At 64.9% G+C, this 12,702-nt stretch carries 13 protein-coding genes, 1 pseudogene and 1 riboswitch; of the genes and pseudogenes, 10 read left to right on the forward strand and 4 right to left on the reverse strand.

Annotation, left to right across the window (positions count from 1 at the left end):
• Positions 1 to 24: 24 nt before the first annotated feature.
• Positions 25 to 288: a DUF1344 domain-containing protein gene (locus F3H96_RS17550; RefSeq protein ID WP_149802986.1), complete on the reverse strand. Its 264-nt coding sequence runs from the start codon at positions 286 to 288 to the stop codon at positions 25 to 27.
• A gap of 246 nt (positions 289 to 534) precedes the next feature.
• Here F3H96_RS17550 and aroC point away from each other — a divergent pair, with 246 nt between their 5' ends.
• Positions 535 to 1,650: a chorismate synthase gene (gene aroC / locus F3H96_RS17555; protein ID WP_149802987.1), complete on the forward strand. Its 1,116-nt coding sequence runs from the start codon at positions 535 to 537 to the stop codon at positions 1,648 to 1,650.
• An 87-nt stretch (positions 1,651 to 1,737) separates the two neighbouring features.
• Positions 1,738 to 2,838 (forward strand): 3,4-dihydroxy-2-butanone-4-phosphate synthase, encoded by a 1,101-nt coding sequence (ribB, locus tag F3H96_RS17560; RefSeq protein WP_149802988.1) that lies wholly within the window; start codon positions 1,738 to 1,740, stop codon positions 2,836 to 2,838.
• A gap of 324 nt (positions 2,839 to 3,162) precedes the next feature.
• Here the strand turns inward: ribB and F3H96_RS17565 are convergent, their stop codons facing one another.
• Positions 3,163 to 4,383: an MFS transporter gene (locus F3H96_RS17565; RefSeq protein WP_149802989.1), complete on the reverse strand. Its 1,221-nt coding sequence runs from the start codon at positions 4,381 to 4,383 to the stop codon at positions 3,163 to 3,165.
• 121 nt (positions 4,384 to 4,504) lie between these two features.
• On the opposite strand from F3H96_RS17565, the gene F3H96_RS17570 reads away from it, so the two are divergent.
• Positions 4,505 to 5,098 (forward strand): TetR/AcrR family transcriptional regulator, encoded by a 594-nt coding sequence (locus F3H96_RS17570; protein WP_149802990.1) that lies wholly within the window; start codon positions 4,505 to 4,507, stop codon positions 5,096 to 5,098.
• Between the two features lie 129 nt (positions 5,099 to 5,227).
• Positions 5,228 to 6,212, forward strand: a pseudogene (locus tag F3H96_RS17575) (hypothetical protein).
• Between the two features lie 25 nt (positions 6,213 to 6,237).
• Here F3H96_RS17575 and bluB read toward each other — a convergent pair.
• The gene (gene bluB, locus F3H96_RS17580) at positions 6,238 to 6,966 is read right to left on the reverse strand and encodes a 5,6-dimethylbenzimidazole synthase (protein ID WP_149802991.1); all 729 of its coding nucleotides are present in this window, start codon (positions 6,964 to 6,966) and stop codon (positions 6,238 to 6,240) included.
• A 42-nt stretch (positions 6,967 to 7,008) separates the two neighbouring features.
• A riboswitch (cobalamin riboswitch) is annotated at positions 7,009 to 7,186 on the reverse strand.
• 115 nt (positions 7,187 to 7,301) lie between these two features.
• Between bluB and F3H96_RS17585 the strand changes: the two genes are divergently transcribed.
• From F3H96_RS17585 to F3H96_RS17610, 6 genes are all read left to right on the forward strand, one after another.
• The gene (locus tag F3H96_RS17585; protein WP_149802992.1) at positions 7,302 to 8,228 is read left to right on the forward strand and encodes a histone deacetylase family protein; all 927 of its coding nucleotides are present in this window, start codon (positions 7,302 to 7,304) and stop codon (positions 8,226 to 8,228) included.
• A 3-nt stretch (positions 8,229 to 8,231) separates the two neighbouring features.
• On the forward strand, positions 8,232 to 8,483 hold the full coding sequence (locus F3H96_RS17590; RefSeq protein ID WP_140681802.1) for an exodeoxyribonuclease VII small subunit: 252 nt from the start codon (positions 8,232 to 8,234) through the stop codon (positions 8,481 to 8,483).
• Between the two features lie 75 nt (positions 8,484 to 8,558).
• The gene (locus tag F3H96_RS17595; RefSeq protein ID WP_149802993.1) at positions 8,559 to 8,825 is read left to right on the forward strand and encodes a DUF2277 family protein; all 267 of its coding nucleotides are present in this window, start codon (positions 8,559 to 8,561) and stop codon (positions 8,823 to 8,825) included.
• A gap of 9 nt (positions 8,826 to 8,834) precedes the next feature.
• The gene (locus tag F3H96_RS17600; protein WP_149802994.1) at positions 8,835 to 9,755 is read left to right on the forward strand and encodes a pirin family protein; all 921 of its coding nucleotides are present in this window, start codon (positions 8,835 to 8,837) and stop codon (positions 9,753 to 9,755) included.
• Between the two features lie 169 nt (positions 9,756 to 9,924).
• On the forward strand, positions 9,925 to 11,838 hold the full coding sequence (dxs, locus tag F3H96_RS17605; RefSeq protein WP_149802995.1) for a 1-deoxy-D-xylulose-5-phosphate synthase: 1,914 nt from the start codon (positions 9,925 to 9,927) through the stop codon (positions 11,836 to 11,838).
• Positions 11,839 to 11,987: 149 nt separating this feature from the next.
• Positions 11,988 to 12,275 (forward strand): hypothetical protein, encoded by a 288-nt coding sequence (locus F3H96_RS17610; RefSeq protein ID WP_149802996.1) that lies wholly within the window; start codon positions 11,988 to 11,990, stop codon positions 12,273 to 12,275.
• On the opposite strand, the gene F3H96_RS17615 is transcribed toward F3H96_RS17610, so the two are convergent.
• Positions 12,272 to 12,673: a GFA family protein gene (locus tag F3H96_RS17615; protein WP_149802997.1), complete on the reverse strand. Its 402-nt coding sequence runs from the start codon at positions 12,671 to 12,673 to the stop codon at positions 12,272 to 12,274. The genes F3H96_RS17610 and F3H96_RS17615 overlap by 4 nt on opposite strands.
• Positions 12,674 to 12,702: the final 29 nt, after the last annotated feature.

The following is a 12,702-nucleotide window of genomic DNA, read 5'->3' on the forward strand; positions in this document are numbered from 1 at the left end:
GCCGTCACGACCTCGCGGCGCGGCTTAATCCGCGTCGCTGTCCGGCAGTTGCATGTCGGTCACGACGTTCTCGCCATTGGTCACGTCGTAGGCGATCACGATGTCCATGCCGGGCTTCAGCGCGTCGAGATCGGTCTCGGCGTTGAGCTTGTAGGACTTTCCGTCGTCCAGCGTCAGCGTCAGCGTGTCCTTGTCGACCTTCTTGATCAGGCCTTCGGTCTGGCCGGCGAACGCGGCGGCGGTGGAAATCAACAACATGGCGCAAGCCGCGCCAATCAGGGTACGCATCGTCGTCCTCTTTTGTCATTGCGCCGGCTGGTCAGCGGCGGGGTCCTCAACGGCGGATGGGAAGAGAGCAGAAACCAACCGAATGTGTCAAAACTAAATCCGCTGGATCACAGTTTGATGCAGCCGTTTGACCACTGTGGAAAACGCCAATAGAAGGCAGCGTGAAGCGCCGCGCGTCCTTTGGAGGCGCAAGGACGCTGCAGCACTTTGGATTGCCGGCTCCGCCGCCGGGCAGGGCGCATTGTCATGTCTCACAACACCTTCGGCCACCTGTTCCGCGTCACCACCTGGGGTGAGAGCCATGGCGCCGCGCTCGGCTGCGTCGTCGACGGCTGCCCGCCCGGCATCCGCTTCAAGCGCGAGGACATCCAGGCCGAGCTCGATCGGCGCCGGCCCGGACAGTCGCGTTTCGTCACCCAGCGCCGCGAACCGGACGAGGTCAAGATACTGTCCGGCTTCATCCTCGACGAGGACGGCGAGACGATGATCACCACCGGCACGCCTGTCTCGATGCTGATCGAGAATGTCGACCAGCGCTCCAAGGACTATGGCGAGATCGCCCGCCAGTACCGCCCGGGCCATGCCGACTACACCTATGAGGTCAAATACGGCCTGCGCGACCATCGCGGCGGTGGCCGCTCCTCGGCGCGCGAGACGGCGGCACGGGTCGCGGCCGGCGCGCTCGCCCGCAAGGTGGTGCCGGGCATGACGGTGCGCGGCGCGCTGGTCTCGATGGGCGAGAAATCCATCGATCGCGCCAACTGGAACTGGAATTTCGTCGGCGATGCCGACAACCCGTTCTTCACCCCCGATCCGGCTTCCGTCCCGGTGTTCGCCGCCTATCTCGACGGCATCCGCAAGGCCGGCTCCTCTGTCGGCGCGGTGATCGAGATCGTCGCCGAGGGCGTTCCGGCGGGGCTCGGCGCGCCGATCTACGCCAAGCTGGACCAGGACATCGCTGCCGGCCTGATGTCGATCAACGCCGTCAAGGGCGTCGAGATCGGCAACGGTTTCGAGGCCGCCCGCATCACCGGCGAACAGAACGCCGACGAGATGCGCATGGGCAACGACGGCAAGCCCGTGTTCTTGTCCAACAATGCCGGCGGCATCCTGGGCGGCATCTCGACAGGGCAGGCGATCGTCGCGCGCTTCGCCGTCAAGCCGACCTCGTCGATCCTGACGCCGCGCCAGTCGATCGACAAGGACGGCAAGGATGTCGAGGTGATGACCAAGGGCCGCCACGATCCCTGCGTCGGCATCCGCGCCGTGCCGATCGGCGAGGCCATGGTTGCCTGCGCGATCGCCGATCATTATCTGCGGCACAGAGGACAGACAGGGAAGGCAGTAGACGGCAGGGAATAGGCAGTAGGCGAGCCAGACCTTTTCTCTTCCCTACTGCCTACTGCCTGTTGCCTAATTCCTATTCCCTGCGAGCGAAGCGAGCGTTCCATGTCTTACGACCAGAAGAAGATCGTCGAAGCGATCCGCGCCTTCGAGCGCGGCGAGATCGTCGTCGTGATGGACGATGACGGGCGCGAGAACGAGGGCGACCTGATCGTCGCCGCCGTCCATTGCACGCCGGAAAAGATGGCCTTCATCGTCCGCAACACCTCCGGCATCGTCTGCACGCCGATGCTGCGCGAAGACGCCAGGCGCCTGAACCTTGCGCCGATGGTGGCGGACAACGATTCCGCGCACACCACGGCCTTCACGGTCAGCGTCGATTTCAAGCACGGCACCACGACCGGCATTTCCGCCGACGATCGCACGCTCACGGTGCGCAACCTTGCCAACGGCAATGTTGGGCCGTCGGATTTCGTGCGTCCCGGCCACGTCTTCCCGCTGATCGCGCGCGAAGGCGGCGTCTTGATGCGCTCCGGCCATACCGAAGCCGCGGTCGATCTCTGCAAGCTTGCCGGCTTGCCGCCGGTCGGCGTCATTTCAGAGCTGGTCAACGATGACGGCACCGTCAAGCGCGGGCCGCAAGTGCAGGCCTTCGCCGAAGAACATGGCCTCAAGCAGGTTTCGGTCGCCGATCTCATCGCCTACCGCCAGCGCAAGGAAACGCTGGTCGAGCGCGTCGCCTGCTCCGATATAGACACGCCCGGCGGCAAGGCGCAGGTCTTCACCTACACGCTGCCCTGGGATTCCATGCACCATGTCGCCGTCGTCTTCGGCGATATCCGCGACGGCGAGGAGGTGCCGGTGCGCCTGCATTCGGAGGATGTCGTCACCGATGTTTTCGGCACCAGCCATCGGCTCGACGGCATCATGAAGGCGATGGGCGAGCGCAGGCGCGGCGTCATCGTCTATCTGCGCGAGGGCTCGGTCGGCGTCGCCCACCAGGAGCGCAAGCGGCCGCAGAGCGGCGACCGCGAGGACCACGAGGAAGCCCGCCGCCGCGAGAACGAATGGCGCGAGATCGGGCTCGGCGCGCAGATCCTCAGGGATCTCGGCATTTCCTCTATCAACCTGATCGCCTCGCGCGAGCGCCACTATGTCGGCCTCGAAGGCTTTGGCATCCACATCGCCAGGACTGAGATTCTTTAGGTCTACGAGGGCTGAGCCCTAGGAACGGTGCTGCGGACGGTTTGCCTGCACAGGCGATTGGCCGAAGCCTCTGCGAAGTCGTCATCCACGGGCGGAGCAAGGAGCGTAGCGACGCGCGCAGACCCGAGGATCCATTCCGTGACCTTGACGCCTTGCAACGGTGCAGAATTCTGCTCCGCTGTGCTCTACGGCTAAAGTAACGGAATGGATCCTCGGGTCTGCGCTCCGCTTCGCGTCGCTCCGCCCGTGGATGACGAAGTCCCGGAGGCCACGGCCAGCTTCCGACCTCTGCAATGATCATCGGATGGCGGCACGTTCGTACCGTCACTCAGCGGGCATTACCGCTGCGCCCCTGTCCACGTCGCAATCGTCCGTCGCCAGCCGGCATTGCCCGGCAAGCACCGTGGCCAGGGCGATCGCGCCGGCCGCCACCGACACCCAGAACCCGTTCTGCGGACCGAAATTGTCGACCATCCAGCCGGCGGCAAAAGAGCCCAGCGCCATGCCGATGCCGATGCCGGTTGTCACCCAGGTGACGCCTTCGGTCAGCATTGCCGGCGGCACGTGGCGTTCGATCAGGCCGAAGGCGGTGATGAAGGTCGGCGAGATCGCGACGCCGCTGACAAAGACCGCGAGCGCCAGCGTCGGCACCGTATCGGCGAAGAGCAGCGGCAGGGTGGTGAGCGCGATCACGCTGACCGCGACCGCCAGTTGCCGTTGCAGCGGCGCCTTCAGGCTGAGCGCGCCGACGATGATGCCGAGCACGAAGGATCCCAGCGCATAGACGCCGATGACGAGGCTGGCGGCCTCGGACTGGCCGAGCTCCTTGGTGATGGCGACAGTGGTGACTTCCGTGGTGGCGAAGGTCGCGCCGACGAAGACCAGCGCGAAGGTGATGATCTGGACCGGCCGCAGGCGGATCGCCGAACCGGCCGCGCCATGCTCGGCCGGGCGGACAGGCGGCTCGGATGAGCGCTGCAGCAGGAATGCCGCCGAGGCAAGCGCCAGCAGCAACGTGCTAACCACCATGCCGGCTTCTGGAAACAGCGCGGCGCTCAAGCCCACCGACAGCGAGGCGCCGGCGACATAGACCAATTCGTCCGCGGCCGATTCGAAGGCGAAGGCCGTGTTGAGCTCGGGTCGGTCGCGAAAGATCTCGGTCCAGCGCGCCCTGACCAGCGCCGGGACGCTGGGCATGGCGGCGGCGAGCAGCGCCGATCCGAACAAGGTCCAGACCGGCCAGTGCTGGTTGGCTGCCGCGATCAGCGTTGCGAAGGAAAGCACGGAGACGATCGTCATCGGTGTGGCCACGGCTGTCTGGCCGTGCCGGTCCACCAGCCGCGACACTTGCGGCGACAGGAAGGCGTTGACCAGCGCATAGGTCGCGGAGACCGCGCCGGCCAGCCAGTATTCGCCATGCGTCTGCGACAGCATCGCCACGATGCCGATCGGCGCCATGGCGATGGGCAGCCGCGCCATGAAGGCGGCAGCGGCAAAGCCTTTCGTGCCGGGAGCCCGAAAGATGTCCGAATAGGGGTTTCGCATGATCCTGCTCCTCGACAAGGCGGTAAGCCGCAACTACATACGCGGCGTATGGACGTCAGATAGTTCATACGCTGCGTATGTCAATTGGCATACGGGACGTATGTTAATAGGGCCAGACGTAATGCACAGACCGCGCAAGGAGATGATCGCCGAGACACGCGCCAAGCTGATCGCGGCCGCCCGCCATGCCTTCGGCACGATCGGCTATGCCGACGCCTCGATGGACGATTTCACTGCCTCGGCCGGTCTCACACGCGGCGCGCTCTACCATCATTTCGGCGACAAGAAGGGGCTGCTGCAGGCGGTGATCGCCGAGATCGACGCTGAAATGGCGGTGCGGGTGAACGAGGTGGCTGCGAAAGCGCCGACCCGCTGGCAGCATTTCGTCGACGAATGCACCACCTATATCGAGATGGCGCTGGAGCCGGAGATCCAGCGCATCATGTTCCGCGACGGTCCGGCCGTGCTCGGCGACCCGGCGCAATGGCCGAACGCCAATGCCTGCATCGCCTCGATGAGCGACCATCTGACGAGGCTGCAGGAAGAAGGGGTTGTCGTTCCCGGCCTCGACCCCGAGACGGCCGCACGGCTGATCAATGGCGCCAGCAGCCAGGCCGCGCAGCGCATCGCCAATTCGACGGACCCGGAAGCGACGTCGAAGAAGGCGATCACGGCGTTCAAGCAACTGCTTGAAGGCCTGCTCAACAAGGCCTGAGGCATGTAGTCGGGGCGCCGGTCGGGCTTGTGCACCGGTTTTGGGCGTCGCGCGCCGTGGCCGCAATTGACTTTCCCCGGCGCAAGCGCATCCTCTCGCGCCAACTCTTGAAGGGTGGAGAGTCGGGGCATGTGGGACTTCAGCATCGCCAGGTCGGTGTCGATCATGATGCGGACATGGCCGTTCATCGTCTTTCGCATGATGGTCTATTTCGGCATCACGATCGCCTACATCATGGCGACCGGTACGGGCGCCAGCGTCGGTTATGGCGTTGGTCACATATCGACCGATCCCGATGGCCCGACGTCCTTTGCGCTGTGGGGCGGTGTGGTCGGTTTCGGCGTCGTCTCGATCGCCGTCTACTGGATCCGCGAATACATCCTCTATGTGCTCAAGGCCGGCCATATCGCCGTCATGGTGCATCTGATCGACGGCCACGACGTGCCCGACGGGCAGAACCAGATCGCCTATGCCAAGGAAGTGGTTACCCAGCGCTTCGCCGAGGCCAATATCCTTTTCGTCGTCGACCAGCTGGTCAAGGGCGCCATCCGCGCCATCACCGGCCTGATCGGCGGCATTGCGGCCTTCCTGCCCCATTCCGGGCTTGAGCGGCCTGGTCAGCTTCGTCAACACGGTGATCCGGCTGTCGCTGACTTATGTCGACGAGATCATCCTCGGCTACAACATCCGCATCAATTCGAACTCGCCCTTCGAGACGGCGCGGCAAGGCGTCGTGCTTTACGCGCAGAATGGCAAGCACATGGTCAAGAACGCCGTCTGGCTGGCGGTGATCATGTGGGGCGTATCCTTCGTCATCTTCCTTTTGATGCTGGCCCCCGCGGCTGCCATCCTGTGGGTGATGCCGGGTGAGCTTGCCGGCTGGGCCTTCGTGCTGGCCATCGTCTTTGCCTGGGCCTTCAAGGCCGCCTTCATCGAGCCCTTCGCTATCGCTTCGCTGATGCAGGTCTATTTCGAAGCCATCGAGGGCCAGGTCCCCAACCCCGACTGGGACCGCCGGCTCGCCGAGACCTCGTCCAAGTTCAGGGAGTTGCGCGACAAGGCACTCGGCTCCCTTGGCAGCGGCTCGCGCTGGGATACGCCCCGCGCCGCTTGATTGGCAGCGCCTGAAGAGGCCCCGATCAAGGTTGCGGGTCGACGAGCCTTGCTATCGCCGATTTCAGCGGCGCCTCGCCGGCGCCGCGGAAAGTCTCGCTCATCACCAGCTCGGGCAGCGGCAGGCGCTTGCCCCAGCCATGCGCTTCGAGGTCCGGCTTGGGCGCGAAAGCCGAGACGCGGCCGACGCACAGATAGGCGATCGGCGTGACATGCTCCGGGATCGAGAGAAGCTGCTTGAGCGCTTGCGCCTCGATGATGCTGACCCAGCCGACGCCGACGCCCTCCGCCCGGGCCGCCAGCCAGAAATTCTGCACCGCGCAGACGGTGCTGTAGAGGTCCATTTCCGGATTGTGCCAGCGCCCCAGCGGCGAGTCCTTTGACCGCTGCCGGTCGCAGGTGATGCAGAGATTGAGCGCGCTTTCGCAGATGCCTTCGAGTTTCAGCTTCTTGTAGAGCGCCTGCCGTTCCGTCTCGATCGCCGGCAGTTCTCGCTCGCGCGCGGCCAGAAACAGGTCGCGCACCTGCCTGCGTCGCTCGGCGTCGCGGATGACGATGAAATTCCACGGCTGCATGTAGCCGACCGACGGCGCGTGGTGAGCGGCGGTGAGCAAGCGCGCCAGCACACTGTCATCGAGATCGTCCGGGATGAAATGGCTGCGCACGTCGCGCCTGGTGAACATCGCCCGGTAAACGGCGTCGCGCGCCGATAGGTCAAAATCGTCGCCGCTCGCGGCGATCGCTGGTGCCGTCATCGCTTTTCCCCTTGCGACAAGCAGTCACCCGCCTGACCAAGCGGGAAACCATGTCTGCCGGGCCGGTCTTCTGGCTCGGGATCCTCCCGCATCCGGCGCCTTCCCGTCATCGACAGTGGCTTTGCCGGCGCGGTCCCCCTCACAGCGTTGGGCACGCCACGGAGTTCAACCGTGTTCCCGATTCTCCCGCGGCGCGGGCACCAGGCAGCGATGTGACCTTACCGCGAAGCTTGGCCCTCGCCAATGGCGCGGGCGACACAGGCTGACGCAATTTTCCCCAGCCATTCGGCTCGCAAACATGGTCATCCACGCCGCGGGTGCCTAGATTAGGCGCCATGGCCACCCGTCTCTACACGCACCCGATCTTCCTGGAACACATCACGCCGCCCGGCCACCCGGAGCGGCCCGACCGTTTGCGCGCCATCGAACGCGTGCTGGATGATGAGGCGTTTTCGGCGCTCGACCGCGTCAAGGCGCCGGAAGGCGACGAGGCGACGATCCTTTACGCGCACCCCGAGACCTTCGTCGAGCGCGTGCGCGCCGCCATCCCGGAGACCGGCATCGTCTCGATCGATGCCGATACCAGCGCCAGCCCGAAGAGCTGGCAGGCCGCGATCACCGCGATCGGCGGCGCCAATGCGGCGATAGACGACGTCTTCGAAGGCCGTGCCGCCAACGCCTTCGTCGCCGCCCGCCCGCCCGGCCACCATGCCGAAAAGACCACGGCGATGGGTTTCTGCCTGTTCAACACGGCGGCGATTGCCGCCCGCTACGCGCAGAAGAAGCACCAGGCCGACCGCGTCGCCATCGTCGACTGGGACGTCCACCACGGCAACGGCACGCAGGACATCTTCTGGGACGATCCGTCGGTGCTCTACTGCTCGACGCATCAGATGCCGCTTTATCCGGGCACCGGCGCAAAGAGTGAAACCGGCGCCGGCAACATCGTCAATGCGCCGCTGGCGCCGCGGACCGGCAGCGACCTGTTCCGCGACGCCTTCCTGTCGCGCGTGCTGCCGTCCATCGATGCGTTCGCGCCCGACCTGATCATCATTTCAGCCGGGTTCGACGCGCACCATCGCGATCCGCTCGCCGAGATCAACCTGACCGAGGACGATTTCGACTGGGCGACCGGCCAACTGATGGAACGCGCCGGCCGCCACAGCGGCAACCGGCTCGTCAGCCTGCTGGAAGGCGGCTACGATCTGCAGGGACTGGCATTTTCAGTCGCCGCCCATGTCGGGCGGCTGATGAAGGGATGAATTATGGCTGTTGAAGGCAATGAGGACGTCAAGGCGATGAGCTTCGAACAAGCGCTCGACGCGCTGGAGAAGATCGTCGATGATCTGGAGCGCGGCGACGTCCCGCTCGACCAGTCGATCAAGATCTATGAGCGCGGCGAGGCGCTGAAGGCCCATTGCGACCGACTGCTCAAGGCAGCCGAGGACAAAGTCGAGAAGATCAGGCTGTCGCGCGACGGCAAGCCGGTAGGAACGGAGCCGCTGGACGCCGACTGACCTGAATATCAATGCACCTCGGTGCATGATCTCAGACCGGGCAGGAAAAGGGAAAGCAGGTAAGGAGTTCAAGCCATGTGCCGCAACATCAAGACCTTGGCCAATTTTGAACCGCCGGCGACCAATGACGAGGTGCATGATGCAGCACTTCAGTTCGTGCGCAAGCTGAGTGGCTCGACGAAACCTTCGAAGCGCAACGAACATGCTTTCTACCACGCCGTGGAAGCAATCGCGGCCGCTGCGCGCGAATTGATTGACGCGCTCGAAACCAACCAGGAACCGCGCAATCGCGAGGAAGAGGCGGCCAAGGCCAAGGCCAGGTCGGCGCTTCGTTTCGCCTGAGGGACAGTCATGAGCTTCTTTCCGGGAAACGATCCTGAACCCGGCGATGCCTTCGCTTGCGATCAGATCGAATTGATGGTCATTCCCAACGCCAAGGACATTGGCGGCTTCGAGGTGCGGCGCGCCCTGCCGACGGCGAAGCGAAGGCTGGTCGGACCGTTCATCTTCTTCGACCGCATGGGCCCGGCGATCCTGCGTGCCGGCCACGCGCTCGACGTGCGCCCGCATCCGCATATCGGCCTGTCCACCGTCACCTATCTGTTCGACGGCAAGATCAGGCACCGCGACTCGCTCGGCACCGAAATGGTGATCGCGCCGGGCGACGTGAATTTGATGACCGCCGGACGCGGTATCGTTCATTCCGAGCGCACGCCACAGGAGCTGCGCGGCGCGCCGATGTCGGTCTCCGGCCTGCAGACCTGGCTGGCGCTGCCGGACGGCAAGGAGGAGATTGCCCCGGTGTTCGAAAACACCTCGGTGGCCCGCCTGCCCGAGATCGATGCCGAAGGCGTCAGCGGCCGCGTCGTCATCGGCGCGTTGTCGGGCCTGCGCTCGCCCGTGGCGACCGCTTCGGACACGCTTTATGCCGATTTGCGCCTGGCGGCAGGCGCCAGCGTGAAAATTCCCGCCGATGCCGAGGAACGCGCCATCTACACGCTGGAAGGCGAGATCTCGATCGCCGGCGATGTTTTCCCGGCGGAGCGGCTTCTGGTGTTCAAGCCAGGTGAGGAGATCGTCGTCTCGTCCGAACGCGGCGCGCATTTCATGCTGTTCGGCGGCGCCTCGCTTGGCTCCAAGCGCTACATCTGGTGGAATTTCGTTTCATCCTCGAAAGAGCGCATCGAGCAGGCCAAGCAGGAATGGAAGACGGGCCGCTTCGATATCGTTCCCGGCGATGAGGAGGAGTTCATTCCGCTGCCGGAAGGCTAAGGCGCGCCGATATTCAGGTGAGGCCGGCCTGCAAAATGGCGGGCGGCGAAAAAATGCGCGTCACTGACGCGCATTTACATTCACCTCGAGCCGGCCTATGCCCGCGCATGATTATGGCGCAATTCACTGCTAGCGCCCTGTTCAACGGATTTCAGCAGGTCGCGCCTGAGTGAACCAAAAGCCCGTGACGCCGCTCCTCGACAAGGTCCGCATTCCGGCGGATTTGCGGAAGCTTGATGAGAGCGCGCTGCCGCGGCTTGCCGCTGAACTGCGCGCCGAACTCATCGACGCCGTATCGCAGACCGGCGGCCATCTCGGCGCCGGCCTTGGCGTCGTCGAGCTGACGGTCGCGCTGCACTACGTCTTCAACACGCCGCAAGACCGGCTGATCTGGGATGTCGGCCACCAGGCCTATCCGCACAAGATCCTGACCGGCCGCCGCGACCGCATCCGCACGCTGCGCCAGGAAGGCGGTCTCTCCGGCTTCACCCGGCGCGCCGAGAGCGAATACGACCCGTTCGGCGCCGCGCACTCCTCGACGTCGATTTCGGCCGGGCTCGGCATGGCCATGGGGCGCGACCTTGCGGGCGGCCGCAACAACGTCATCTCCGTCATCGGCGACGGCGCGATGTCGGCCGGCATGGCTTTCGAGGCGCTGAACAATGCCGGCGCGCTCGACGCCCGGTTGATCGTCATCCTCAATGACAATGACATGTCGATCGCGCCGCCGACCGGCGCGATGAGCGCCTATCTGGCGCGGCTCGCCTCCGGCAAGGCCTATCTCGGCCTGCGCGAATTCGGCAAGAAGCTGACCTCCTATCTCGGCAAGCGCGCCGACCGTGCCATCACCCGCGCGGTCGAGCATGCGCGCGGCTACGTCACCGGCGGCACCTTGTTCGAGGAACTCGGCTTCTACCACATCGGCCCGATCGACGGACACAATCTGGAGCACCTCATTCCCGTCCTGAAGAATGTCCGCGACAATGGCGACGGCCCGGTGCTGATCCATGTCGTGACCCAGAAGGGCAAGGGCTACGCGCCAGCCGAGGCCGCGGCCGACAAATATCACGGCGTCAACAAGTTCGACGTCATCACCGGCGCGCAGGCCAAGGCACCGGCCAATGCGCCCGCCTACACCAAGGTGTTCGCCGAGAGCCTGATCCAGGAGGCGCGCGAGGACGACCGCATCGTCGCCATCACCGCCGCCATGCCGAGCGGCACCGGCCTGGACCTGTTCGGCGAGGTGTTTCCGAAGCGAACCTTCGATGTCGGCATTGCCGAGCAGCACGCGGTGACCTTTGCCGCCGGGCTGGCTACCGAAGGCTACAAGCCGTTCGCCGCCATCTATTCCACCTTCCTGCAGCGCGCTTACGACCAGGTCGTCCACGACGTGGCGATCCAGAAACTGCCGGTGCGTTTCCCGATCGACCGTGCCGGCTTCGTGGGCGCTGACGGCGCCACCCATTGCGGCGCTTTCGACACGACTTTCCTGGCTTCGCTGCCGGGCTTCGTCGTCATGGCCGCGGCGGACGAGGCGGAACTGCGTCACATGGTGCGCACCGCTGCCTCATATGATGAAGGCCCGATCGCTTTCCGCTATCCGCGCGGCAATGGCGTCGGCGTCGACATGCCGGAGCGCGGCGCGCTGCTCGAAATCGGCAAGGGCCGCATCCTGAAGGAGGGCACCAAGGTCGCGCTGCTTTCCTTCGGCACGCGGCTGCAGGATTGCCTGCTTGCTGCCGAGGAACTCGGCGCGGCTGGCCTTTCGACCACCGTTGCCGACGCCCGCTTCGCCAAGCCGCTCGACCAGGATCTCGCCCGGCGGCTTGCTCGCTCGCACGAAGTTCTGGTGACGGTGGAGGAGGGCGCCATCGGTGGCTTCGCCAGCCAGGTGCTGCACTTCCTCGCCCATGAAGGTCTGCTGGAAAGCGGCCTCAAGGTTCGCCCGCTGGTGCTGCCCGATGTGTTCACCGACCATGCCAAGCCGGAGAAGATGTATGCCGACGCCGGCCTGGATTCGGCCGGCATCGTGCGCACGGTCTTCGCGGCGCTCGGCCGCGGCGTGCAGGCGCAGCGCGCCTGAATCAAAGCCTTAACGCACTGAATCGGTTTGCCGGCTTCCGGCTGTAACCTTTTGTTAACGCTTCCGTTTGGCGGTTTGCTTACCCTGTCTCTTGGCCGATTTTCAACGGCGCTCTGCTAAGACCTTGGTCCTAGGCAGGGACAAGAACAATGAAGTCGTTCCTTTGCGGCATGGCCTTCCTGGTTGCCATGGCCGCGCCGGCGGGAGCCGAAACTCGTTACGACCGCAATCTTGAGAAGGCGGTGCTGGACATCGTCGCCGGCAAGATGGGCAACATCCGCGGCGGCTTCTCCTACAAGCAGGTTCCTCAACTCGTCGTAGTGCCGGAAGCGACATCAGCCGCGCCGACGCCGGTCGAGGCACCGCGCAAGGAAGCTTCCGGCAACAATGGCTTGGCGCCGGCCGTCGAGCGCCGCGTCTCGCGAACCGTTTTCTAAAACCACATATCGCGCACGCAGCGGCCGTCGCGCGGCAGGTCGTCAAAACTGTCGAGCCCGTCGAAATGATCGATCGGCAGGTCGGCGACTTCCTCCGGTGGGGCCAGCCTGACGTTGACGGCGATGCGTATGCGGCCGCTCTTGCCGGAACGCAGACCGCGCCAGGCCAGAACGCAAGCACAGGTCGGGCAAAACAGAATCTCGAGCGATGGATCGTCCTTGCCGGCACGCGTGTAGGAGCCGATGGGCCCGGCAACGCGTATGCGCTCGTCGACATAATCATAAGCCCATAGCGCACCGTAGCGGCGGCAAAGCGTGCAATTGCAGGCGGTGATTCCACCGGGATCGCCTTCCAGCGTCCAGTGGGCGGCGCCGCAATGGCAGGTTCCCTTCAACATCGTCCTCCTCCCTGGTCGGCGCTTCACCC

The sequence above is a fragment of the Mesorhizobium sp. NFR06 genome (genome assembly GCF_900115245.1).
In the GTDB taxonomy this organism is placed as follows: domain Bacteria; phylum Pseudomonadota; class Alphaproteobacteria; order Rhizobiales; family Rhizobiaceae; genus Mesorhizobium.

Coding starts and splice junctions, on each gene's coding strand:
- F3H96_RS17550 (WP_149802986.1), bottom strand. CDS start 288: ATGCGTACCCTGATTGGCGCGGCTTGCGCCATGTTGTTGATTTCCACC.
- aroC (WP_149802987.1), top strand. CDS start 535: ATGTCTCACAACACCTTCGGCCACCTGTTCCGCGTCACCACCTGGGGT.
- ribB (WP_149802988.1), top strand. CDS start 1,738: ATGTCTTACGACCAGAAGAAGATCGTCGAAGCGATCCGCGCCTTCGAG.
- F3H96_RS17565 (WP_149802989.1), bottom strand. CDS start 4,383: ATGCGAAACCCCTATTCGGACATCTTTCGGGCTCCCGGCACGAAAGGC.
- F3H96_RS17570 (WP_149802990.1), top strand. CDS start 4,505: ATGCACAGACCGCGCAAGGAGATGATCGCCGAGACACGCGCCAAGCTG.
- bluB (WP_149802991.1), bottom strand. CDS start 6,966: ATGACGGCACCAGCGATCGCCGCGAGCGGCGACGATTTTGACCTATCG.
- F3H96_RS17585 (WP_149802992.1), top strand. CDS start 7,302: ATGGCCACCCGTCTCTACACGCACCCGATCTTCCTGGAACACATCACG.
- F3H96_RS17590 (WP_140681802.1), top strand. CDS start 8,232: ATGGCTGTTGAAGGCAATGAGGACGTCAAGGCGATGAGCTTCGAACAA.
- F3H96_RS17595 (WP_149802993.1), top strand. CDS start 8,559: ATGTGCCGCAACATCAAGACCTTGGCCAATTTTGAACCGCCGGCGACC.
- F3H96_RS17600 (WP_149802994.1), top strand. CDS start 8,835: ATGAGCTTCTTTCCGGGAAACGATCCTGAACCCGGCGATGCCTTCGCT.
- F3H96_RS17610 (WP_149802996.1), top strand. CDS start 11,988: ATGAAGTCGTTCCTTTGCGGCATGGCCTTCCTGGTTGCCATGGCCGCG.
- F3H96_RS17615 (WP_149802997.1), bottom strand. CDS start 12,673: ATGTTGAAGGGAACCTGCCATTGCGGCGCCGCCCACTGGACGCTGGAA.